The organism is Chondromyces crocatus (genome assembly GCF_001189295.1).
GTDB classification, from domain to species: domain Bacteria; phylum Myxococcota_A; class Polyangia; order Polyangiales; family Polyangiaceae; genus Chondromyces; species Chondromyces crocatus.
The window spans coordinates 9,874,955-9,898,073 of record NZ_CP012159.1 but is presented as its reverse complement, the minus strand read 5'-3'; the positions used below and the strand labels follow the sequence as shown (position 1 = coordinate 9,898,073).

General features: G+C 69.6%; 19 protein-coding genes and 1 tRNA gene. 13 read left to right on the top strand and 7 right to left on the bottom strand.

Annotation, left to right across the window (positions count from 1 at the left end; all coding sequences use genetic code 11):
- The first annotated feature begins 39 nt into the window (after nucleotides 1–39).
- The 5 genes from CMC5_RS35785 (at nucleotide 40) to CMC5_RS35760 (ending at nucleotide 5,627) form a co-directional block, all read left to right on the top strand.
- Entirely contained in the window at nucleotides 40–735 is a 696-nt protein-coding gene (locus tag CMC5_RS35785; RefSeq protein ID WP_082363586.1) for a response regulator transcription factor, read from the top strand.
- Nucleotides 732–2,114, top strand: coding sequence for a sensor histidine kinase (locus CMC5_RS35780; protein ID WP_050434601.1), 1,383 nt, complete (start codon nucleotides 732–734; stop codon nucleotides 2,112–2,114). Before CMC5_RS35785 ends, CMC5_RS35780 begins: the two co-directional genes overlap by 4 nt.
- A gap of 77 nt (nucleotides 2,115–2,191) precedes the next feature.
- Nucleotides 2,192–3,202 (top strand): dipeptidase, encoded by a 1,011-nt coding sequence (locus tag CMC5_RS35775; RefSeq protein ID WP_050434600.1) that lies wholly within the window; start codon nucleotides 2,192–2,194, stop codon nucleotides 3,200–3,202.
- Nucleotides 3,203–3,329: 127 nt separating this feature from the next.
- Entirely contained in the window at nucleotides 3,330–4,346 is a 1,017-nt protein-coding gene (locus CMC5_RS35765; protein ID WP_156339113.1) for a hypothetical protein, read from the top strand.
- Nucleotides 4,347–4,412: 66 nt separating this feature from the next.
- Entirely contained in the window at nucleotides 4,413–5,627 is a 1,215-nt protein-coding gene (locus tag CMC5_RS35760) for a fatty acid desaturase family protein (RefSeq protein WP_050434597.1), read from the top strand.
- Nucleotides 5,628–5,651: 24 nt separating this feature from the next.
- Here the strand turns inward: CMC5_RS35760 and CMC5_RS35755 are convergent, their stop codons facing one another.
- Nucleotides 5,652–6,626 (bottom strand): oxidoreductase, encoded by a 975-nt coding sequence (locus CMC5_RS35755; protein ID WP_050434596.1) that lies wholly within the window; start codon nucleotides 6,624–6,626, stop codon nucleotides 5,652–5,654.
- A gap of 114 nt (nucleotides 6,627–6,740) precedes the next feature.
- On the opposite strand from CMC5_RS35755, the gene CMC5_RS35750 reads away from it, so the two are divergent.
- Nucleotides 6,741–7,661, top strand: a complete 921-nt coding sequence (locus CMC5_RS35750; RefSeq protein WP_082363100.1) for an AraC family transcriptional regulator — start codon at nucleotides 6,741–6,743, stop codon at nucleotides 7,659–7,661.
- Between the two features lie 145 nt (nucleotides 7,662–7,806).
- On the opposite strand, the gene CMC5_RS35745 is transcribed toward CMC5_RS35750, so the two are convergent.
- Nucleotides 7,807–7,883, bottom strand: a tRNA-Arg gene (locus tag CMC5_RS35745).
- A 134-nt stretch (nucleotides 7,884–8,017) separates the two neighbouring features.
- On the opposite strand from CMC5_RS35745, the gene CMC5_RS35740 reads away from it, so the two are divergent.
- Nucleotides 8,018–9,640, top strand: coding sequence for a L,D-transpeptidase (locus tag CMC5_RS35740; RefSeq protein ID WP_156339112.1), 1,623 nt, complete (start codon nucleotides 8,018–8,020; stop codon nucleotides 9,638–9,640).
- Nucleotides 9,641–9,959: 319 nt separating this feature from the next.
- Nucleotides 9,960–10,124 carry a hypothetical protein gene (locus tag CMC5_RS47085; protein ID WP_156339111.1) on the top strand — a complete coding sequence of 55 codons (165 nt, stop codon included), beginning with the start codon at nucleotides 9,960–9,962 and terminating at the stop codon, nucleotides 10,122–10,124.
- A 193-nt stretch (nucleotides 10,125–10,317) separates the two neighbouring features.
- Here CMC5_RS47085 and CMC5_RS35725 read toward each other — a convergent pair whose 3' ends face one another.
- Nucleotides 10,318–12,426 carry an elongation factor G gene (locus CMC5_RS35725; RefSeq protein WP_063796408.1) on the bottom strand — a complete coding sequence of 703 codons (2,109 nt, stop codon included), beginning with the start codon at nucleotides 12,424–12,426 and terminating at the stop codon, nucleotides 10,318–10,320.
- A gap of 186 nt (nucleotides 12,427–12,612) precedes the next feature.
- Between CMC5_RS35725 and CMC5_RS35720 the strand changes: the two genes are divergently transcribed.
- The 4 genes from CMC5_RS35720 to CMC5_RS35705 all read left to right on the top strand — a co-directional run bounded on the left by CMC5_RS35720 (nucleotide 12,613) and on the right by CMC5_RS35705 (nucleotide 17,276).
- Nucleotides 12,613–12,933, top strand: coding sequence for a hypothetical protein (locus tag CMC5_RS35720; protein WP_050434592.1), 321 nt, complete (start codon nucleotides 12,613–12,615; stop codon nucleotides 12,931–12,933).
- A 198-nt stretch (nucleotides 12,934–13,131) separates the two neighbouring features.
- The gene (locus CMC5_RS35715) at nucleotides 13,132–15,024 is read left to right on the top strand and encodes a serine/threonine-protein kinase (protein ID WP_050434591.1); all 1,893 of its coding nucleotides are present in this window, start codon (nucleotides 13,132–13,134) and stop codon (nucleotides 15,022–15,024) included.
- A gap of 170 nt (nucleotides 15,025–15,194) precedes the next feature.
- Complete coding sequence (locus CMC5_RS35710; RefSeq protein ID WP_245678019.1) at nucleotides 15,195–16,478, top strand: glycoside hydrolase family 113; 1,284 nt, start codon at nucleotides 15,195–15,197, stop codon at nucleotides 16,476–16,478.
- Nucleotides 16,479–16,502: 24 nt separating this feature from the next.
- On the top strand, nucleotides 16,503–17,276 hold the full coding sequence (locus CMC5_RS35705) for a hypothetical protein (RefSeq protein WP_050434590.1): 774 nt from the start codon (nucleotides 16,503–16,505) through the stop codon (nucleotides 17,274–17,276).
- Between the two features lie 49 nt (nucleotides 17,277–17,325).
- Here CMC5_RS35705 and CMC5_RS35700 read toward each other — a convergent pair whose 3' ends face one another.
- The 4 genes from CMC5_RS35700 to CMC5_RS35685 form a co-directional block, all read right to left on the bottom strand.
- Nucleotides 17,326–17,877: an MYXO-CTERM sorting domain-containing protein gene (locus tag CMC5_RS35700; RefSeq protein WP_050434589.1), complete on the bottom strand. Its 552-nt coding sequence runs from the start codon at nucleotides 17,875–17,877 to the stop codon at nucleotides 17,326–17,328.
- Between the two features lie 83 nt (nucleotides 17,878–17,960).
- On the bottom strand, nucleotides 17,961–18,554 hold the full coding sequence (locus tag CMC5_RS35695; protein WP_156339110.1) for an MYXO-CTERM sorting domain-containing protein: 594 nt from the start codon (nucleotides 18,552–18,554) through the stop codon (nucleotides 17,961–17,963).
- Between the two features lie 12 nt (nucleotides 18,555–18,566).
- Entirely contained in the window at nucleotides 18,567–20,036 is a 1,470-nt protein-coding gene (locus tag CMC5_RS35690; RefSeq protein ID WP_082363098.1) for an alpha/beta hydrolase, read from the bottom strand.
- Between the two features lie 47 nt (nucleotides 20,037–20,083).
- Complete coding sequence (locus CMC5_RS35685; RefSeq protein WP_281180768.1) at nucleotides 20,084–20,977, bottom strand: pirin family protein; 894 nt, start codon at nucleotides 20,975–20,977, stop codon at nucleotides 20,084–20,086.
- A 170-nt stretch (nucleotides 20,978–21,147) separates the two neighbouring features.
- Here CMC5_RS35685 and CMC5_RS35680 point away from each other — a divergent pair, with 170 nt between their 5' ends.
- Nucleotides 21,148–23,100, top strand: a complete 1,953-nt coding sequence (locus CMC5_RS35680) for a MutS family DNA mismatch repair protein (protein WP_245678018.1) — start codon at nucleotides 21,148–21,150, stop codon at nucleotides 23,098–23,100.
- Nucleotides 23,101–23,119: the final 19 nt, after the last annotated feature.

The window sequence follows — 23,119 nt, the reverse complement described above, 5'->3', positions numbered from 1 at the left end:
TCGAGGCCCGGCCCAGGAGAGCGCGCTAGGATGGGCGCCGTGAAGCTGCTCGTGGTGGAGGATGAGCCGAAGATGGTGCGCCTGCTGGAGCGCGGCTTGCGCGAGGAGGGGCACCAGGTCGACGTCTGCACGAGCGGCGTGGTGGCGGTGGAGCAGGCCGAGGCGGTGGCGTACGACGTCATCTTGCTCGACTGGTCGCTGCCGGAGATGGACGGACTGGCCGTCCTGCGGCGCTGGCGGGAGCGTGACCTGCGCACGCCCGTGCTCCTGCTGACGGCGCGCGGGACGGTCGGGGAACGGGTGACCGGCCTGCGCGCGGGCGCAGACGACTACCTGGTCAAACCGTTCGACTTCGAGGAGCTGGTGGCCCGCCTGGAGGCGCTGCACCGTCGCGCGGGCGGGCACGACGTGGAGCGGCGTCTGGGGCCCCTCTTGCTCGACGCGCGCCGGCGGACGCTGTCCTGCGGACAGGAAGAGCGCACCCTCACCGGGCGGGAGTTCGCCCTGCTCTCGGAGCTGTGGGGTCACGCGGGGGATGTGCTCACCCGCAGCGAGCTGCTGAGCACGGTCTGGGGTACGGGGTTCGACGGAGCGCCCAACGTGGTCGACGTTTACGTCGGCTATCTCCGGACGAAGCTGCGGGAGCTCGCGGGTGAAGCCGTGCTCATCCAGGCGGTGCGTGGCGTCGGGTTCCGGCTGGTGATCACCGAGCCGAAGCGCGAGGGGCGACGTTGAAGGTCCGCACGCGCCTGCTCCTGTTCGGCGCCGCCCTCCCGACCGTGGCGCTCCTGGTGACGGTGCTCCTGGCGGGACAAGCCTTTCGTCTCAGCCTGCTCCACGCGCTCGACCGCGCACTGATCTCCCAGGCTGCCGTGGAGAGCGTGAGCTTGTTCGACGGCCCCGCCGGCGAGCCCCACCTCCACCTCACGGCCTCCCCGCTGGCCGTCGAGGTGCGCGCGTTCGCTCCGACGGTGGGCCTGTTCGGGCCGGGTGGCGACCTGCTGGTGACCTACGGCAAAGGCCCGGCTCCCGCGCGACCTGCCGAAGGCGAGGCGGGGGCGATGGGGGAGCTGCCGAAGCTCCAGACGCGGCCCGGCCCTGACGGCAAGCTGCTCCGCGAGCTCGCGGTCCGGGTGCGCTCCCCCCAGGGCAAGGAGTACACGCTGAAGCTCGCGAGCCCGCTCGCCGAGATCGATGCCACCCTGCGGACCTACCACCAGACCACGCTTGCCGCGTGCGCCGCGGTCGCGCTGGCGCTGCTCGGCATCCAGGCGTGGCAAGCCTCACGGATGAGCCGACGGCTGGGCGAGATGGCCGCGTACCTGCCCGAGCTGAAGGGAGGCGATCTGGTCTGGAGACTCCCCCCGGACACGACGGGGGACGAGATCGCCGCCCTGCGCGGCGCGCTGGAAGAGGCGATGCGGCGACTTCATACCGCGCGTGCAGCGCAAGAACGGCTGATCGCCAACGCCGCGCACGAGCTGAAGACACCGCTCGGCTTGATGCGGACGGAGATGGACCTCGCACTGCGCAAGGAGCGGCCCGCGCCCGAGCTCCGGGAGGCCTTGTTCGAGGCTCGGCGCGAGGTCGACCGGCTCGCGGCGCTGGCCTCACGGCTGCTGGATCTCGCCGCCCTCGGCGGCGTGGCGTGGGTGCCGTCGCGAGGGGATCTGGCGTTGCTCGTCCGGGAGGCTGCGGAAACTGCGGAGGCCGAGGCGGCGCGCCGAGGGGTGCGGCTGCTCGTGGTGGCCCCCGCCGAGGTCCCTGCCGTGATGGAGGCCCTCACGCTCCGGCAAGCCGTCGACAACATGCTCGCCAACGCGCTGCGCTTCGCCCCCGCAGGCTCCTCGGTGACGCTGGCCCTCGACGTGATGGAAACGCGACACCGGATCTCGGTGCGTGACGAAGGACCCGGCGTCCCGCGCGGCGAAGAAGAGAAGATCTTCGAGCCGTTCCAGCGGGGGGCGAGCGCGCAGGCTGGGACCCATGGCGGCGCGGGCCTGGGCCTGGCCATCGTCCGGGAGATCGCCCGCAAGCACGGCGGCCATGCGTACCTCGCGCGCGACACCGACGTGAAAGGGGCGACCTTCGTGCTCGAAATCCCGCGAGACTGACAGGGCATCCCGAGGCTGACCCGCACCAGCTTCTGGGCATGGTCTCGGTGCGCCCGTCTGGATACGCTCTCCAGGCCATGTACGGTTCCCCGGACGCCCGTGCCCTCCACGCACTCTCGCCCGCCATCGACCTTCACGCGGACAGCCTGATGTGGTCGCGCTGGGTCGGCTACGACCTGCACGTGCGGCACGACCCGCCTCTCCCCTGGGCCGCCATCGGCGGCCACGTCGACGTGCCGCGCCTGATCGAAGGCGGCATCGGCGCCCAGTTCTTCGGCCTCGTCTCGCTCCCCGTCGGTCAGCGGCGCGGCCTCGCGGCGGTCATCTACGAGCAGATCGACGAACTCGAAAAAGCCGCCCGGGCGCGACCGGATCGCCTCATCAAGGCGCGGACGGCGGCCGACATCGAAACCGCCACGAAGCGGGGAGCGGTGGCCGCGTTGCTCGGCATCGAAGGCGCGCACGCCCTGGAAGGAGAGATCGAGCAGCTCGAACGCTTCGCCCGGCGCGGCGTGCGCTACCTGGGCCTCTGCCATTTCAGCGCCAACGAAGCGTGCTTCCCCGCCTACGGACAGGGCCGCCGCGATGGCCAGGGGCTGACACCGTTCGGGCGTGAGGTGGTGCGGCGCTGCGAAGAGCTGGGCGTCATCGTCGACCTGGCCCACATCAACCGCAGCGGCTTCCTCGAAGCGTGCGAGATGGCCACGAAGCCCCCCATGGTGAGCCACACCGGGGTGCTCGGCGCGTTCGCTCACTGGCGCAACATCGATGACGATCAGCTCCGCGCGGTGGCGGATCGAGGGGGCTGCGTGGGGGTGATCTTCTGCCCCCAGTTCCTCGGGGGAGAAGGCCTGGAGCCCGTGGTGCGGCACCTGCGGCACATCATCGACGTGGTCGGCGAGGATACGCCAGCGCTCGGCTCCGACTGGGATGGCTTCATCATCCCCACCCGGGACCTGTGCGACGCCGCGCGGCTCCCCCTTCTCACCGATGCGCTGCTCGCCGCGGGATTCAGCGAGAACGTCATCCGGAAGCTCCTCCGTGACAACGCCTTGCGCGTGATCCGCGACAACCCGGTCCCCTCATGACCGCCATCGGCCCGGGCGTGCGGCCGTCCGCTTGGACGATGAAGCCTGGCGTGTCACGATCCGGGCGGCTTCCACGATGAACCCGTGCAGGGCCCCCTTCCCAGCCAGGCCCTCGCTCAGGATCCCGATGCCGGCTCGTCCCACCTCGCCTCGACACCCCGCGACCTCTCTCCGCGTCGCCCTTCTGAGCGCATGCTTCCTCGTGGGACCGCCGGCCGCCTTCGCTGCGGGCGTGTCCACCTCGTCCTCCCCTCCCGCCAAGAAGCCAGCGGTCCAGCCAGCGTCGGCTCTGTCGAGCGAGCCCTCGACGGCGCCATCGCCCGCCTCTCCGCGCGCGAGCGTCAGCACACCGCCACGGGCCCTCCCTGCGCCCTGGAGCGACGCCGATCCCCGGATCGCAGCCGACGTGAAGGCGGGCAAACCGCTGGTCATCTCGGTCGTCGTCCCCCTCTGTGACGGCGGGATGCTCGACTGCGGCAGCGGCCCGGCGGGGCGCCCTGGCGACCTCACCCAGAACCTGTACTGGGGAGCGATCTTCGGCCAGCGCCGCTTCCTCGATCGCCCCCGCAGCGGGTGGGAGCGCGTGGAAGCCACCACCGGAGAAGGCCCACTCCTGGAGCGGATCATCTACCGCCGCAAGACCACCCAGGCCGCCTGGGGAGGCGCGGCGGAGGCACCGCTCGAGCAGCTCCTCGTCATCCAGGCGGTGCACGGCAAGTCCATCGATCAGGCCGTGGCCATGTTCTGGTCGACGGCGACACGGGGGGGCGAGGTCCGCTTCGTGGACGAGGGACGCGAGCGGGTCGAGCGGATCCACGTGGCCGGCTATGCGGGGCACAACCGCTTGATGGATCGCAGCGCGACGCCGCTGCTCCCCGCGGGGGACGCGCCCATCCCCTCGTTCGTGATGGCCTGCTCGTCCGAAGCCTACTTCAGCGACCCGCTCCGGGATGCTGGCTCCGCGGCCCTCTTGCTGACACGCACCCTCATGGCGCCCGAGGGCTACGTCGTCGAGGCCCTGGTCCGTGCGCTCGGCGACAATCTGCCGCGTGCGGCCGTGCGCTCCCGTGTGGTCGATGCGTATGCATCTTTCCAGCGATCGACGGCCCGAGAGGCGGGTCGCGTGTTCGCCGTGGGGCGATGACCAGCGTCCATTTGAGCTTCATCGTGGTGTACGGTGCCGCGTCCTTCACACGCTGCGCGGAACCTCATGACCAGTACGCCTCCGTTCGACCTCGCATCCATCGATCTCGACGCCTTCTTCGCTGACATCAAGGCCCTTCGCCGCGAGATCGATGCCTCGCTGGGACAAGAGGACCTCGATCACCTCGAGAAGATGGAGCGCTGGGGCCACGCCTGCACCGCCCTCGGCCTGCTCACGGCCGGTCTGGCGCCGAACCCCATCAGCGCGGCCCTGCTCGGCGTTGGCCGCTCGACGCGCTGGATGCTGATGCACCACATCGGCCATCGCGGCTACGACAAGGTGCCCGGCGTACCTCCCCGCTACACGAGCAAGGTCTTCGCCCGCGGCAAGCGCCGCTTCTTCGACTGGCCCGACTGGATGATCCCCGAGGCCTGGATCTACGAGCACAACGTGCTTCACCACTCCCACACCGGCGAGGAGCGCGATCCCGACCTGATCGAGCGCAACACCGAGGATCTGCGCAAGTTCCCGAAGCCCGTGCGGTACGCCTTGATGGGGATCCTCTCGCTGACCTGGAAAGCGTCGTACTACGCGCCCAACACGCTCGATACGTGGCGAGAGCGGCCAGTCCCCACCAGCAAGGAAGACGGTGAAGCCGAGAGCCGTGGAGGCCGCGACCGCGAGCTGTGGCTGCGCTGCTACCTGCCCTATGTCGGCCTCCACTTCGGGCTGATGCCGCTCTGCTACCTGCCCCTCGGCCCCTGGGGCGTGATGAGCGCCTTCTGCAACTCCCTCATGGCCGAGTTCATGACCAACCTGCACACCTTCTGCGTGGTGGGTCCGAACCACACGGGCGACGACCTGTACCGGTTCGACGATCGGCCGGCGTCGCGTGCGGAGCACGCCCTGCGACAGATCATCGGCTCGACGAACTACGCGACCGGCAGCGACCTGGTCGACTTCACGCAGATGTGGCTCAACTACCAGATCGAGCACCACATCTGGCCCGACATCCCCATGCGTCAGTACCAGATCATCCAGCCGAAGGTGCGCGCCCTCTGCGAGAAGTACGGCATCCCCTACGTGCAGGAGAGCGTCTTCAAGCGGGCGAAGAAGATGCTCGACATCGCCGTGGGGAACACCGTCATGCGTCGTAACGTGCGCCGTGAAGACGCGCCCGCCGTGCGCAAGAACGGGTCGGCTTCGGCACCCGCCGCGAGCAAGGCGGCCGCTCCCCCGCCGCCCGCCGCCCCCTCCACGCTCGCTGCTGCCGAAGCCTGAGACCCACGGCCGGGGACGTCGCCGCTACGTCACCTGGAACTCTCGCCCCACCATCTGCTCGCTGAGCCGCCAGAGGCGGTCGGCCGCCTCGGGATCGACGGCCCACGGTCGCACCCCGTGCCTGTCGTCGCCGTCGCTACCGACCTCTGCGACCTCGCAATCTTCGCAGTAAACGCCACCCATGCCGTCGAGCTGCGGGCTGGTCGCACACCAGACCTGCGTCGCGGCGCCTTGCTCCACCGTCTTGAAGCCGTTTTTCTCCGGAGGGAGAAAGTTGCCAGCCTCGTCCGTCGCACCGACCCGTCGCAGATCCGCCGCATCGAGATGACGCGCGAGATCGGTCAGGATGCCACCGGGATGCAGCGAGAACGCCCGGATCCCAAGCGCCTCCGCGCGCCGATCGAGGCCGAGCGCGAACAGGATGTTGGCCGTCTTCGACTGCCCGTAGGCCACCCACTTGTCGTAAGGGCGCCGCAAGAAATCCGGGTCCTCGAAGTCGACCGGTGCGAGCCGGTGGCCGCGGGACGAGACGTTGACGACGCGGGCGCTACCTGCCCGGCGCAGCGCAGGCCAGAGACGCGCCGTCAGCTGAAAGTGACCGAGGTGGTTGGTGGAGAACTGCCCCTCATGACCGCGCCCATCCCGCAGGAGAGGGGAGGCCATCACCCCGGCATTGTTGATGAGGATGTGCAGCGGTCGCCCGGTGGCGAGATGGCTGTCTGCGAAGGCATCGATCGACGCAGGAACGGTCAGATCGAGCGAGGCCAGCGTGATCCCCTTCAGCCCCTCGACGGCCTTGCGCGCTTTGACCTCGTCGCGGGCTGGAACGACGACGTTCGCGCCGGCATTTCCCAGGACCCGCGCCGTCTCCAGGCCGAGCCCGGCGTAGCCGCCGGTGACGATGATCTCGACCCCGGAGAGGTCACGACCTCCCAGGGCCTCCTCCGCCGTCGACTTCGGTCCCAGACCAGACCCTATCGGTGCTTGTCGGCTGCTCATGGTTCACCTCTCGCTTCCTGGGCCCTCCAGGGCCTCACGGAGGACAAGAGGTAGCGCGTGGGGAATGCTCGGACCATGCGCTAGAATCCGCATGTCTTTCGCGATCGTCCGACGATGGCCCTCGACCCGCTCTCTGATGTTCTCTCCCTGCTGAGGCCCCGCGGGTACGTGTCTGCCGGGCTCAACGCGGGCGGTGACTGGGCGCTCCGGTTCCCTGGCCACGAGGGCATCAAGTTCAACGCAGTGACCCGTGGCGCCTGCTGGCTCTTCGTCGACGGAGACGAAGCGCCGGTCCGCATCGAAGAGGGCGACGGATTCCTCCTGACGAAGGGCCGCCCCTTCACGCTCGCGACCGATCTATCGCTTCCTCCGATCGACGCTCGCGGCATCTACGCCGAGGCCAAGGACGGGATTGCCACATGGAAGGGTGGCGGAGACGTCTTCCTCATCGGGAGCCGCTTCGTCTTCGCCGATCGTCACGCCGATCTCCTTTTCGGCACCTTGCCGCCCGTCGTCCATGTGCGCGAGACCTCGGACAACGCATCGGTCCTCCGCTGGGCGATCCACCAGATCACGGCCGAGCTGCGCCGCCAGCAGCCAGGTGGCCAGCTCGTCGCCGAGCACCTCGCGCACATCATGCTGGTCCAGGTGCTGCGGCTCCACCTCACCTCCCATGCGCAGACCAGCCCCGGCTGGCTCAGCGCGCTCACCGATCGGCAGCTCAGCGTCGCCGTGAGCGCGATGCACGCCGAGCCGGCCAGCCGCTGGACCGTCGAGGAACTCGCGCGCCGCGCCGGCATGTCGCGTTCGACGTTCGCGTTGAAGTTCAAGCAGGTCGTCGGCACCTCCCCGCTGGACTACCTCACGCGGTGGCGGATGCTCGTGGCGGGTGACCGGCTGCGCAACTCCGACGAGACGATCGCCGTCATCGCCACCTCGCTGGGCTACGACTCCGAGAGCGCCTTCAGCACCGCCTTCAAGCGCGTGATGGCGTGCTCACCGAGGCAGTACCAGCGCGCGCCACATCCTGGCTGACGCCACCTTTGCGGATGGCTGAACGGCCGTTGCTCTCGATGGCCTTCCACATCCACGATCACACAGCGCTTTCGGATGAAGCGACCGGCAGTCTTCGTGGGTTGTCGGCAAGCCGAGATCGAAGCTCACGATCTCAAGGCCATCTTGGCGCGCCACACACGATTCGAACGTGTGACCTTCGGCTCCGGAGGCCGACGCTCTATCCAGCTGAGCTAGTGGCGCACCCGCAGTTTCCCGCGGAAGGCTGCGAACCTAGTCAACCTCGGTTTCCTTCGCAACCCCAAAACTTGGCCTCTTCGACCCCCCTCCGGCATCGGGAGGGTATGCACGCCAGACAGCGAAGCACCGTGCCCAGCGTGACGCCGGACCAGGCCCTCGAGTCGCCGGCCAGGCGCTCGCGCCTCGTCACCGCCCTCACGCTGTGCGGCGCCGCCCTCGCCCTGCCGGCCTGCAACGGCGGTGAGCATGCGTCGGCCGAGGGCATCGTCAGCCTCTCGTCGCCCGCCTCGAACCAGGACCAGCCGGACGACCCGGCGAAGGTCCCCCGCCCGGACGGCCCCCGCATCGGTGCCGTGCAGATGACGGCCATCGTCTATGAGCGCCCTGATCGCCGGGCGCCGAAGCTCGGCTACCTGCGCGCTGGCGGGACCACGGTGCGCGCCGAGAAGCCGGTGGCGCTCGACGACTGCCAGGGCGGTTGGTACCGCGTGCTCCCGGCCGGGTACATGTGCGCCGAGGGCGACGCCAGCATCGACATGAAGCACCCGATCCTCCGGGCGCTGACGGTGCGACCCGCCCTCGACAAGCCGATGCCGTACCCGTACGCCTTCGTGCGCGCGATTGCCCCCAATTACTACCGCGTGCCCAGCAAGGACGAGCAGCTCCGCTACGAGATGAGCCTGGAGCGCCACCTCCGCAGCTACAAGAAGCTCAAGACGAAGTGGGACGAGTTCAAGGTCGGCGCCAACGACGTCCCCATCGACGAGCTGGGTCAGGCCATCGGCGAGCCCCCGGAGACGCCCCCCGACCTCTCGGACAGCGCCCTCTTCGGCGGCAACGGCGAGGACGCCATCCCCTGGTTCTTCAAGGGCGGCCGGCAGATCCCCAACATCGCCTCCTTCAAGGTGCCGCCGTACGCGGTCATCACCAACCGCATCGCCCGCAAGGCCGGCCTCGCCCTGATCGGCAGCTTCGTTGGCCCGAACGACCGCCGCTTCGCGCTCACCACGGACGCGCGCCTGGTACCGACCTCCAAGCTCAAGCCCGCGCGCGGCTCCGTCTTCCACGGCGTCGACATGAACAAGGGCTGGGAGCTGCCGCTCGCGTTCGTCCACAAGGAGGGCGCGCACAAGTACGACCTGTCCAAGGCGGCGCTCGACAAGAACGGCAAGCTCCCCTGGCACACGGCCGTCCAGCTCACCGGCAAGTCGAAGTTCGTCGGCAAGACCCGCCTGGTCGAGGCCAAGGAGGGCTACTGGGTCCGCGACGCCGACGTGGCGATCGCCGTGAAGCCGAGCGAGCTACCGCCCCACGCCAAGGGCAACACCCGGTGGATCGACATCTCGATCCTCAACCAGGTCGTCATCCTGTACGAGGGCCCGAAGCCCGTTTACGCCACCGCCGCGGCCACGGGGCGCGACGGCCTCGCCGATCCCAAGACCACCTTCTCCACGGTGCGCGGCACCTTCCGCATCCGCGAGAAGCACGTGACCACGACCATGGACTCGCACGAGTCGGGCAACAAGTTCGAGCTGCGCGACGTGCCCTGGGTGCAGTACTTCGAAGCGGGCTACGCGATCCACGCCTCGCCCTGGCACGACGACTACGGCCGGCCCCGCAGCCACGGCTGCATCAACCTGTCGCCCATCGACGCGCGCCGCGTGTTCATGTGGACCGATCCGCCGGTGCCGGCAGACTGGCACGGGGCCAACTCGGGCCCGGCGACGGGCGAAGGGACCATCGTCCACATTCACCCGTAGCCGAACCCATTCACCCGTCGTCAAACCCTGGCCCTTGTTGGGGTGGGGCGGCGCGCCACTGCGCAGGGCTGCTCTTCCATCATTCCTCATGTGCGGCCTGGATCACGCGATGGCGTATCCAGCCCGACAGGTCGAGTCCTTCCGGCTCTTCAGGGACGTTCTCCAGCTCGTGATGCGATGACCATGAAGGCGTGGTGGGATGACCATGACTTCATGGTCGCGGACCATGAGGGCGCGGTCGCAGACCATGAGGGCGTGGTCGCGGACCATGAAGGCGTGGTCGCGGACCATGAGGGCGTGGTGGGATGACCATGAGGGCGTGGTCGCGGACCATGAGGGCGTGGTCGCGGACCATGAGGGCGTGGTCGTGGACCATGAGGGCGTGGTCGCGGACCATGAGGGCGTGGTCGCGGACCATGAGGGCGTGGTCGCGGACCATGACTTCGTGGTCGCGGACCATGAGGACGTGGTGGGACGACCATGACTTCGTGGTCGCGGACCATGAGGGCGTGGTCGCGGACCATGAGGGCGTGGTGAGATGACCATGACCTCGTGGTCCGTCAGAGCGATGCTCTGGAGGCCCTGGGACGAACGGTCCCTTCATCGCATGCGACTGACCGATTCGGTGTCGTGCAGGGGGGCGCTGTCCCAGACGTCCGGGTAGCCGAAAACCAGGTTCAGTCCTCGTCTTCGGCGACCTTGAACCCGCTCTCGCGCACCACTTTCTCCTGGATCACGGGCGGGCACACATCCATGTGGTCGACGCTCATCGTGAACGTCCCCTTCCCCTGGGTCATGCTCTTGAGCTTCGACTCGTACTCCAGGAGCTCGGAGAGCGGCGCGAAGGCGTTGATGATGGCCTGATCGTCGACGTTGTCGGTGCCCGTCACCCGGCCGCGGCGGCTGATGATGTCGCCGATGATGTCGCCCATGTGGAGGCTGGGGACCTGCACCCGGAGCTTCACCACTGGCTCCAGCAGCACGGGTCGGCACTTTGCGGCCGCGGCCTTGAAGGCCTTGCTCCCTGCCATCTGGAAGGCCGCGTCCGACGAGTCGACGTCGTGGTACTTGCCGTCGTGGAGGCGCACCTTCACGTCCACCATCGGGAAGCCCGCGAGGAAGCCCCGGGCCATGGACTTCACGATGCCCTTCTCCACGGAGGGGATGAACTGACGCGGGATCGCGCCACCCACCACGGCGTCTTCGAACACGAAGCCGCCACCGCGGGGCAGGGGCTCCATGTCGATGATGCAGACCCCGAACTGACCGTGCCCCCCAGTCTGCTTCTTGTGCTTGCCCTCGATCCCGGTGGCCTTCGCGCTGAGCGTCTCCTTGTAGGCGATGTGCGGCGGCCCGAGGTGGCAGTCGATGCCGATCCGCCGCCGGATGCGCTCGACCGTGATCTCCAGGTGCAGCGCTCCGAGCCCCGAGACCACCAGCTCCCGCGTCGCCTCCTCCTGGTGCACGGCGAGACCCGGATCCTCCTCGGCGAGCCGGTGGAGCGCCGCCGCCACCTTGTCCTCGCCGCTCTTGGCCTCGAACTTCACCCCGCGGGAGAACAGCGCGGGCGGCAGCGCTGGCGCGATGAACAGGAAGGGATGCTTCTCGTCGGAGAGCGTCTGACCGCTCAGGGTCGTCTTCAGCTTGCCGATGGCCACGATGTCGCCAGCGCGGCCCTCTTCGAGCTGCTTGTGCTCCTTGCCGAGTGCGTGGCTGATCTTGCCGACCCGCTCGCTGATGCCCGTCGACGCGTTGAGCATCGAGGTCTCGGGCCTGAGCACCCCCGAGAGCACGCGGACCCAGGACGTCCGGCCGGCGTGCTGATCGATCGACGTCTTGAACACGAACGCTGCGGCTGGCGCGTCGTCTTTGGGGGCCCGCTCCAGGGGATCGCGGCCCCCGCTCGCTCCGCCAGCGCGCGCCGAGGGAAGCTCACCTCGCCACGCCGGGTGCATCTCGGGGGCTGGGCCCAGCTCGACGATGGCGTCGAGGAGCGCCGCGATGCCGGCGGGACGCGTCCCGGAGGCGTAGTAGAGCGGCGTGATGCTGCCGGCGCGCATCGCCTCGCGCAGGCCCTGATCCAGCTCACTCTGGGTGAGATCCCCCTCGGTCAGGTACTTCTCGGTGAGCTCGTCGGTGGTCCCTGCGACGTCGTCGACCAGCTTGCCGCGCGCCCTCTCCACCTCACCGGCGACGTCACCCGGGATCGCCACGGGCGCGATCGCGCTTGGCGCTTCGGGCTTGTCCAACCACGCCTTCTTCGTGCGGATCGCCACGACCCCCCGGAAGGACGACCCCTCTCCAATGGGGTGCTCCACCACCGCGATCGGCGCCTTGAGCCGCGCGCGCACCTCGGCGACCACCTCGTCGGGCCGAGCGTTTTCGGCGTCCACCTTGGTCACCACCACCAGCACGGGCAGCTTCGCTTCCCGGCACCAGCCGAACACCCGCTCGGTGACCGGCTGCACCCCGTCCCTGCCGCTCACCACGAGGAGCGCCGCGTCCACCGCCGCGAGGGCGAGGCGCGTCTCGGCGAGGAAGCTCCCCTCGCCCGGGGTGTCGACGATCGTGATCTTCTTCCCCCCCCACGAGAGACTCGCCACGCTCGCTTCGAGCGTCGCGGCGTGCTCCTTTTCCTCGTTGGTGTCGTCGAGAAAGCTCGACCTGTCATCCACCCTGCCGAGCTTGGGCGTGGCTTTCGCCACGTACAGCATCGCCTCCGCGAGCGACGTCTTGCCCGAGCCCTTGTGCCCGATGATCGCCACGTTCCGGATGTCGGCTGACATTCCAAGGATGTATCAAGACTCACCCCTGCTACAGAAGGCCGACCGGACTCGAGGGCACCTAATTCTCTCGCGTCGCGCCAGCCGCGGAGGACACACTGAGCCCAGCAGCGCCGTCACGCGCTGCGTCGTGCGCACGGGGGAACATCGCGGTGAAGCGCCGCATATCAACCACCCTGGATTCCGTGAATGAAGACGCTGCGCTTCGTGCTGAACATCGCGCTCGGGATTCTGCTCCCACTGGGAATCCAGATCTGGCATCGCCGGCGTCTCACGCCAGCGCAGCGCGACGCCGCATGGAACGGCGCGAGCTGGGGCGCTGCGCTGTACGCCTTCGGGCCGCTCTCCATGCTGGGCTGGTCGGTGGTCACCCGCAGCGTCTGGCCCTACCGGCCCGGGGTGCGGCTGGGGCTCGGCCTCGCCGTCGGCCTCGCGCTGTCGATCGCGATCGCTGCGCTCGTCGCCGGCATCGACTGGCTCTTCGCCTGGGCCGTCGGTTTGCCGACGTGAGAGGCCTACCTCTGCCGTGCGAGGTGCGCGCTTGCCCGTGCGCTCTTGCCCGTGTGTCCTTGCCTGTGCGCCTTTGCCTGTGCGCTCTTGTCCGCGCAAGGCGCGCTTGCGCCGACCGACCCGTCCCGTCATGGAGAGCGACGCAGCGAGGGCTCGCATGACGAGCGCATTCATGCGAAATGCTGAGGATCGTCCGCGATGACCAGAGGGAAATCTCAGCCCCCGCCGCCCGAGTTGATCGCGGGACGCTACCGCGTGGAGAGCCGCATCGGCGCTGGCGCCATCGGCGTCGTCCTTCTCGCCACGGACGAGGTGACGCGGACGCGGGTCGCCGTGAAGAAGTTCGACCCGGCGCGCCTCCAGAGCCCACGCGCTGCCGAGCGCCTGCTCCGGAACGCGCGGGCCGCGAAGACGCTGAAGGGGGAGCACGTCGCGCACGTCCTCGACTGCGGTGAGCTGGAGGATGGCGCGCCCTTCGTGGTGACCGAGTACCTCGAAGGCTGCGATCTGCGCGCGTACGTCGACCGGCGCGGGCCGATGGGTCCCAGAGAGACGGTGAAGTACCTGCTCCAGGCGTGCGAGGCGGTGGCCGAGGCGCACGCCGCCGGGATCGTGCACCGTGACCTCAAGCCGCAGAACCTGTTCTTGACCTTCTCCGACGCCGGGCAGTCGTCGATCAAGGTGCTGGACTTCGGCACCCACGCCGTCGCTTGTGGCGCGGAAGGCGAAGGAGCGCTGGGGTCGCCCTCGATGCGGGATTCGCTCCTGTACATGGCGCCCGAGCAGCTCCGCTCGGGCGGCAAGGTGGACGAGCGCGCGGATCTCTGGGCCCTCGGGGGGCTCGGCTACCTGCTCCTCTGCGCGAAGGGGCCGTTCGACGCCGAGGAGCCGCTCGAGATCGTGGCCAAGGTGCTGGACGCGCCCCCTCCACCCCTCCCATCCGAACTGAAGGCGGGTGGGCTCGAGAAGGTGCTGCAGCGCTGTCTGGAGAAGGTCCCCGAGCAACGGCACGCGAACATCGCCGAGCTGGCCCTCGCCCTCTCGCGCTTCGGCGCCGAACGCGCACGCCGCGCGGCCGAGAAGGTGTGGGAGATCCGCCAGGTGCCCTCCGCGAGCCCCGCGTCCCTGCGCAGCGGCGCCGACGGCTTGCCCGAGATCCCCGATCTCGATCCTCTGCCCGACGTCGCGCCGTTTTCGGGCGTGAGCCCCAGCCAGCGCGGGGCGGCCTATGGCCACGACATCCACGACGAGGCGACGCACGAGGAGGCGCCCAGCTCGGGCTTGCTGGCGAGCATCGCCGCTGATCTCGGCGTCGAGGACGTATCTCGCATCACCGGTCGTCCACCGCCGGTCTCTGTGGGCGGTTCCGCGCGGGCGAGCGTGCCGCCGGCGTCTCTCCGGGACAGCCTTCCTCCCGCCTCGCGTCAGAGCGCTCCGCCCGCGTCGCTGCGGAGCAGCGTTCCTCCTGCCTCGCGCCGGGGCATGCCACCAGGGGAAGCCGCGCGCGCGCCAGCGCAGCCTTCCTCTCGGCCTCCTGCGGCATCGGTTCGGCCTCCTGCGGCGTCGGTTCGGCCTCGTGAAGGCCACGCCCCTCAGCCCTGGGGCGCGTCCTCGACGCCGCCGCCCGGAGCGCGCACCCGGACCCGCCGGATGCTGGAGATCGGAGGCGTCTCGCTGCTGGCCGTGGGCCTTCTCTCGATCTGGCTCGTGAAGGGCCGCATCCTCGTCTTCACCGACGGCGGCACCTCCGCGTCGGCGAGGACTGGCATCGCCGCGCACACGATCCAGGTGATGCGCGTCTGGGTCGCCAAGCGTGCCGGGGCGCCGGAGGTCTTGCCTGCTGCTTCCTCGAAACCCGCGCGGCTTGCTCCGACGGGACCCGTCGAGCCGCTTCCCCCGGTCCAGACCGAGCCGCTGGGCGGCACCGAGCCCCTGCCTCAAGGGAACAGCGCTGCGCCTTCGGCCACGGGTCTCACACCGCCGCCTGGTGGGTGGGAGTATCCGCCCGAGCTCATCTACGAGGAGGTCGAGCGCGAGCGGCGCCGTCAGCGAGAACTCGAAGAGGCGGAGCGCCGGCGTAAAGAGCGCTGAACACGAGACGACGGACGCCCGCTTCCCCGTCGAGCCACCGCGCCTTCGAGGGCTCCGTGCCAGGAAACTCCGCGGAATCTCCGTCTTTTCGATGATGGCGCGTGCGCGTGCGCCGTGGTCCCAGGGACGCGAGGGGATCCCTCGGCGCCGAACCCTGGTATACGGCCCTCGTGTCCGTGAGGCGATGGCCCACCCTGCTCCGCCGTAGTGCCGCCCTGCTGGGAGCCGCGCTGCTTTCCTCCTCGATGCTGTCGACGGGCGTCGCCGCGCCCCCGCCGCGCGGGAGGCGCCCGGCTGTGAAGGTCCCCGCGGCGCCACGCCTGCTGCCCGGCGCCGAGGCCTGGGCGGACGCCCGGCTGGGCGGCATCCGCGGGATCACCCTCGGCCCCATCGAGAGCCTCCGTCACGCTGGGCGCGGCTACGGTACCGAGGCAAGCGCGCGTGCCCTCGACGAGACCACGGCGCTCGGCGCCTCCTGGGTCAGCCTCACGCCTTTCGGGCGTGTCGCCGACCTCGCCGGCACCGGCGTGGATCTGGTGTTCGAGGCACCCTTCGAGGACAACCGCCGCGCCGTGCTGGGCGCGACGGCGCAGGCGCATGCCCGCGGCCTGAAGGTGCTGATCGTGCCTCACCTCTGGGTCGAGAATGGCGAGTGGCGCGCGAAGATCGATCCCGGCGACGACGAAGGCTGGGCGCGCTGGGCGTCGTCCTACCGCCGTTTCCTCCTGACCTGGGCCGAGGTGGCGGCCGAAGGCGGCGCGGAGATGCTCAGCGTCGGCGTGGAGCTGCGGAGCTGGGTGACGACGCCTCGCGCCGAGAGCTTCCGGGACATCATCACGGACGTGCGCAAGGTCTACCCCGGTCTGCTCACCTACTCGGCGAACTGGGACGACGTCGAGCACACCGTGATCTTCGACGACCTCGATCTCATCGGCATCAACGCCTTCTACCCGCTCGCCGAGCGCGAGGGCGCCTCGCTCGACGACCTCCTCGCTGGCGGACGCCGCGTCGCCGGCCAGGTGGAGCAGGTCGCGCAGGCGTGGGGCAAGCCGGTGGTGCTCACCGAGATCGGCTACACCACCCGCCGCGACCCTGCCCTGCGCCCCTGGGAGTGGCCCGACGGCATGAAGGACGTCGTCGTCGACCAGCGCGCCCAGGCCGAGGCCTACCTCGGCATCATCGCGCCCTTCCTCGACGCCCGCTTCTGCGCCGGCTTCTTCGTGTGGCGCTACTACGCCGATCCCGATGACGTCTCGCAGGAGGCCGAGTGGGGCTTCTCTCCGCGCGGCAAGCTCGCCGAGCTGGTGCTGCGCGACGCCTTCACCGCGCGCTGGGCCGCCGACGGCGCCTGGATCTCGGGCGACGGCGCCGGTCGGCACCGCGCCTGGACACCAGGGGTGCTGGGCTGGGAGCTGCCGATGGAAGGGTGGGAGCGACCGATGGGAGGCTTTTAGCCTCGTGACGCTGGAGGGGAGCCGATGAGTGACAGCGAGTTGACGAGGGCACCGGACCCGTACGAAGCCGAGTACATGTCCGGCGAGCCGGTGCTCTACCGGGACAAGATCAAGGCAGCCACCGGCTTCCACGTCCTCGTCGGCGTCGCGTTCCTCATCCCTCTCCTCGCGCTCGCGAGCGTCGTCTGGGCGGCCGTCTCCACGGGCCAAGCCGTTCCCTTGCAGGCGTTCATCGGGCCCGTTCTGCTCACCCTCTTTCTCTCGCTGCTCTGGATCCTGTTCTCGATCCTGCGGGTCACCGTCACCCAGCGCTCGGTGTACATCCAGTACGGCCTGTTCGGACCGCGCATCCCCCTCGAGCGCATCGAGCGGAGCGAGGCCGCCGCGTGCGACTGGAAGCGCTATGGCGGCTGGGGCATCCGGCGCGGCAACGACGGCTCGCGGGCCTACAACATCATCGGCGACGCCGGCCGCGCCGTGCGCATCGTGTGGCGCGACGACGCCGGCAAGGAGCAGGTCTACCTCGTCGCCTCTCCGAACCCGGAGGGCTTGGCCCAGGCCATCGAGAGAGCGCGCGCGCGCGTCGGTGGTCGCGTCGCTGCTGGCGCGAAGGCCTCGGGGGCGCGGCTGGCTCCCACCCCGGTTCGCGCGGCTGGGGCACCCGTGCTCGATGCGGATGCAGAGTTCGAGGCGGAGGCCGAGGCGGAGGCCGAGCGAGACGTTGTGGCGGCAGAGCGCATGACGTCCGAGAGCGACGAGCACGTCACGCGCGGTGACACGAAGCCGGCGAAGCGCTGATCGCAGGCGAGCATCGGGGGCCTCCCGCTCGGTTCGCCGTGGGCCGCCCTCAGCCTTCAGCACGCCTCCTTCGAAGCACCATCCAGCCGCTGACCACGAGGCCTGCGACGACCGCGGCGGCACCCTCACCAGCCGGCACCACGCCGCAACCACACCCCTTCGAGGCCGGGCTCTCCAGCTCCTTCTCCAGCTCCAAGGGCACGCACCGCTTCGTCGTCTCGCAGCGCGCAGGGGCCGCACATGATGTCGCCTCGTCGCAGGAACTCACGGCGATCGGCCGTCTCACCGAGCCGGGATCGTCTTCGCGGAAAGGCGGTCCATCGGGCTCGATTCGTTCCGTCACGCACAGCGCGCGCTCCCGGCACACCAGCGGGAACCCCTTGCGGGGGAGCAGGCGGGGTTCCAGGTGCGGGCAGTCGACGCCCGTCTCGCAGGTGCTCGGCTGGCAGTAGGGGCCGATGTGGCTGGTCCTCGGCAGGGCGCCCGGGGGGCACTCGTCCGGCGGAGGCATGACGGCGTCGGCGTGCGCATCCCGGCCCAGCAGCGTGAGTGCCACCGAGACGACGCTGGAGAGCACGAGGAGACTCCGCGTGGATCGCATGCTTCGAGCCTACCAGGGCAGACGGTCACGAAGACCCATCACGGGCGGGGCGCGGCTCGTCATGGCGTCCAGCTCGGGGCTCCTCAGCGTCCCGCGCGCCTCCTTCGAAGCACCATCCAGCCGCTGACCACGAGGCCTGCGGCGACCGCGGCGACCCCCTCTCCTGCGGGCACCACCGCGCAACCACACCCCTTCGATCCTCCCGCCGCTGGACGCCCTTCTTCCGCGCTCCCCCCATCCGCCCCGGTCCCCGCGTCCTTCTCCGTCTCCACGGGCACACACCGCTTCGCCACCTCACAGGTGGCGGAGGCCGGACACGACGACGCGCTCCCGCAGGTGCTCACCGCGACGAGGAGCTCCTGCTCTCGCGGAGGATGTCGGTGGTACGGTGACTGGCTGGACGGCGTGCGGCGCTCCACACAGAGCCCTTGCTCCCGACACACCAGCGCAGGTCCCGTGGCCCCGAGCCACGAGGATTTCACCTGCTGACAGTCGGTGTCCGTCTCACAGGTGGTGGGCTGACAGGAGGGGCCCCGGTGGCTGGTCCTGCCCACAGCGCCCGCAGGGCAGTCGAGGGGAGGTGCTTGCACGACGTCGGCGTGGGCGCTCGTGGCCAGGGATGCCAGCACCACCGAGAACACCCCCGAGAGCAGGGCACAGCGCATGGGAGACCGCATGCGCCCAGCGTATCAAAGAGACGACGGACGAGGACCTGCCGCCCCGATCCACGACGCCAGATCGGCGACGAGCGCGGCGTCCACGTGCCCTCCCGGTTCGTACTCGGCGGGTGAGCTCGGCCCGGTGCCCGCGATCATCAGGTGGTTCAGCGCCGGGTAAAGCTTCAGCGTCACGTTCTTCTTGCCGGTCAGCGCTTTCTCCCATGCGCGGTAGTCGACGTCGGTGACCTGATAGTCGCGTTCGCCATGCGCCACGTAGATGCGGAGTCCCAGCCCCTTCGCCGTGGCCAGCGGATCGTATTTCCCGAACTCGACCCAGTACCTCGCCCCGGCGCCCAGAATCACCTCGTCCGGCTTCGGTGCAGCGCCTCCCTGGAGCGCCCGGATGCGCTGCCCCGCCTCTTTCACCTGCTCGATCTGGCCCTTCAGGGCTTCCCGCCCGCGCTCGGACAGCGACGCGATGTACTCGAGCTGCTCCACCATCATCTCGGGCACCTGCCGTGTCGACGCCGCGAGCAGCACGATGCCCGCGAGCCCCTTCGTTTGCGTCGCGATCCGGGGGGCGAGCATCCCTCCGAGGCTGTGCCCGACGACGTAGATCTGCGCCGGATCGATCGATCCTTCTTTCGCGAGCTGCGCCACGGCGGCGACCGCATCGTCGACGGACTCCTGGTCCATGCCCAGCTCGTCGACGCGTAGCTTCGCTCCGTACACCAGCGTCCGCTTGTCGTACCGCAGCGACGCGATCCCCTTCGTGGCCAGCCCGAGCGCCAGATCCTTGAACGGGCGGTTCGCACCGACCGTCTCGTCACGATCGTTCGGGCCCGAGCCATGGACCAGCACGACCGCAGGGAACGGCCCCTTCCCTCGGGGCAACGTGAGGATCCCGGGGACCTCCCAGGGGCCCGGGTTCACCTTCACCTCGCGCTCCGTCAGCGCCGCCAGATCGACGTACGCAGGCGCCTCCCAGGGCTTCGCGGGGGGCTTCGATGGCCCGAAGAACAGCCCAGCGACCTTCTCCTGGGCGTCGAAGCTGATCTTCGCGTCCAGCGTGGTCTTCTCGAACCGGCACGTCACCAGCACCAGCGCGTAGGCCCCGGAGGCCTCCGTGCGCACCGCGACCACCTCCTGCAGCGGCCCCACGCTCGCGACGAGCCCGTCCCACACCTCGGCGAGCTTCGGCTCGGGAAGCGCCGTGCCCATGGTCGCGTCGAACCCCTGGACGATCGCTGCGAACTGACGCGCCTCCAGCCGCTGCACCAGCGCTTTGCCTCGCTCGGTGAGCGTCGACCCCTCGTTCGTCCCGGATTCCACGGTGTCCACGACTCCCTCCCTGGCAGGTTCACCACGCGCCGTCGTCGGGGCCCGAGGCGGCGTCGCTTCCGGCGCAGCGGGCGCCGGAGGCCCCCCTCCACAGGCGGTGAGCAGGAAGCCCACCGCGAGCAGCGACGATGCTCTTTTCGTCGAAGAACTCACCGACATGCGCCGACTCTACCGTCGGCCTCACGTCCGGGGCCAGCCCAGCGATTTCAGGGCAGATCGAACACCAGCAGCTCCGCGTCACGCAGGCCTCGCAGCACCAGCGTTCCTGCTCCGCTCGCCGATGCGCCGTCGCCGGCCACCAGCTTTCGACCGTTGAGCAACACCACGCCGCGCACCACCTGCACCCAGGCGTGCCGACCCGTCGCCATCTCGTAGCGGACCTCTTCGTCCTCCGTGAGCAGCGTCGCGTACAGCTTCACGTCCTGGTTCACCCGGACCGAGCCCTCGGCCCCGTCCCGTGACGCCACGAGCCGCAGCCTCCCTTGCTTCTCCTCGGCGGAGAACGCCTTCTGCTCGTAGCCCGGGGTGAGCCCCGCGGCCTCGGGCACGATCCAGATCTGCAGGAAGTGCACCTTTTCGGACTGCGAGGCGTTCTGCTCGCCGTGCGTCACGCCCGCGCCCGCGCTCATCCGCTGCACCTCCCCCGGTCGGATCACCGAGCCGTTGCCCATGCTGTCGCTGTGCGCGAGCGCGCCCTCCAGGACGTAGGTGAGGATCTCCATGTCCCGGTGGGGATGCGCTCCGAAGCCGCGCCCCGGGACCACCCGGTCCTCGTTGATCACGCGCAGCACCCTGAACCCCATGTGATGGGGGTCGTAGTAGTTCCCGAACGAGAACGTGTGGCGCGTGTCCAGCCACCCGAAGTCGAAGTGACCCCGCTCGCCTGCGCGGCGCAGGGCGATCGACGGCTCTCGGACCGATGACGGCGGCCCGTCGGCCGGAGCGGCGCTCGCTCGGCTCCCTGCCTTCGTCGAGGCCGGCGGTCCTTTCGATGACGCCGGTGACCCCTTCGACGAGGCCGGTGGCCCTTTCGTCGAGGCCGGTGGTCCTGACGTTTCAGCTCCTGCCATCGCCTGAAGCACGGGACGTTGGATCCTCATCGCGCTGTCCTTTCCATCAAACCTGCCCGCTTCATCCGTGGGCGGGGGTTTCCCTGGTCTTCGCCGGGACCTTCAGATCATTAGGGAAGACTCGGGCTTTCTTGAACCCCCCTGGTCGATCGGTTCGCCTCGTGCTGGATGGACGGGGCAGGCTGTCCTATGGAGCCTGGGTGCCGTTGAGCCCTCCCCCCGACGCCGGACAGCCTGGCGAGATCCCCGCCGTCATCCAGCCCATCGTCCGCCGCTACGATGAGCGTCTCTCGGTGCTGCGCGCCGAGATGGCCACCCTCGAGTCCCGCTCGCAGCGCATCTCGCGCCTGCGCGGCCTCACCTTCCTCATCGCCGCGGCCGGGGGCGTCTACCTGTTCCTCCCCTCCTCCGGAGGTGGGGGAGACCTCGCTTTCGGCGCCGCGCACCCGGCGATCAAGGTCGTCTCGGCGCTCGCTGCCCTGATCTTCGTCGGCCTGGTGATCTTTCACGCCGTGCTCGTCACCCGCATGGGAGGGCTGGAGCTGCGCATCACCCTCTTCGACCGCGCGCGTCGGCGCACCACGGGCGACTTCTCGACCCTGGTCGCACGCAGCGAGAAGCTCACCCCGACCGATCACGACTACTCCGGCGATCTCGACCTCTTCGGCAAGGGCTCCCTGTTCCAGCTCCTCTCGGTCGCCGAGACCGGCGAGGGCGACGCCATGCTCGCCGACTGGCTCCTCCGGCCTGCCTCCGCCGAGGTCGTCGCGGAGCGCCAGGAGGCCGTGCGCGAGCTGATCGAGCTGCGCACGTTCCGCGAAGAGCTCGCCGTCCTCGGCTCGGAGTCCGGCGCCCGTGGCCGCGACGCCGAAGCCCTCATCGCCTGGGCCTCGTCGCCCCCTCTCTTGCGGACCCAGGACCCGCTCGTCCGTCTCTCCGCCGTCATCCTCCCCCTGACCCTCGCGGCCTTCACGCTGACCCAGATCGTCCCGCCGGCCACGCTCGGGCTCTTCCGACACGCCTGGCTGCTCCTGGTCGGCGTCCAGTTCTTCCTCGTGGCCGCGATGCGCTCCCGCACCGAGCCCACGCTTCACGCGGCGTCCTCCCGCGAGGCCCCCTTCGGTCGTTACCGTCAGGTGCTCGCGGGCATCGAAGAGCAGACCTTCTCGTCCCCCCTCCTCCAGCGTCTCCGGGCCGAGTTGCGCGGTACGGAGCCAGGCGTCCGCCCGGCGTCGGAGGAGATGCTCTCCTTGCAGAAGATCCTCGGCTACGCCGAGCTGCGCCACAACGCGCTCATCCACGTCATCCTCAACATCGGCCTGCTCTGGGACGTGTGGTGCGCCCTCGCCCTCGATCGCTGGCGGGTGCGTTCGGGGAGCCGCATCCGGTCCTGGATGCAGTCTCTCGGGCAGATGGAGGCGCTCACGAGCCTGGCGACGTTCGCCGACGAGAACCCTGACTACGCCTTCCCCGAGGTGAAGGAGAGCTCACCTCGCTTCGAGGCGAGGTCTCTCGCGCACCCACTCCTCCCGCGGACGCGCCGTGTGGCCAACGATGTGGGCTTCGACGCGACCGCGGACGGGTCGGATCCGAGCGCGCACCCGGTGGCGCTGCTGATCACGGGGTCGAACATGTCCGGCAAGAGCACGATGCTGCGGTCCATCGGGATCAACACGGTCCTCGCGCTGGCCGGGGCACCCGTCTGCGCGGAGTCGCTCGAATTGTCGCCGCTGGCGGTGCGGACGAGCATGCGGATCAGCGATTCGCTGGAGCAGGGGGTGTCCCACTTCTATGCGGAGGTGGTGCGTTTGAAGCGGGTGGTGGACAGCGCCAACCGGGGGGAGCAGGTGCTCTTTCTGCTCGACGAGATCCTGCACGGGACGAACTCGCGTGAGCGGATTCTGGGGGCTCAGGCGGTGGTGAAGCACCTGATCGAGCGCGGGGCGATCGGGGCGGTCTCGTCACACGATCTGGGGCTGTCGCCGCTCCAGGAGGAGACCGGGGGGCGGGTGCGGAATGCGCACTTCGAGGAGCTGGTGGTCGAGGACAAGATGTCGTTCGACTACACGCTGAAGCCTGGGGTGGTCTCGACGGCGAATGCGCTGCGGTTGATGCGGATTGCGGGGATCGGGGTGGAGTTGCCTGACGGTTGATTCCTCTCTGCCCCCCCCC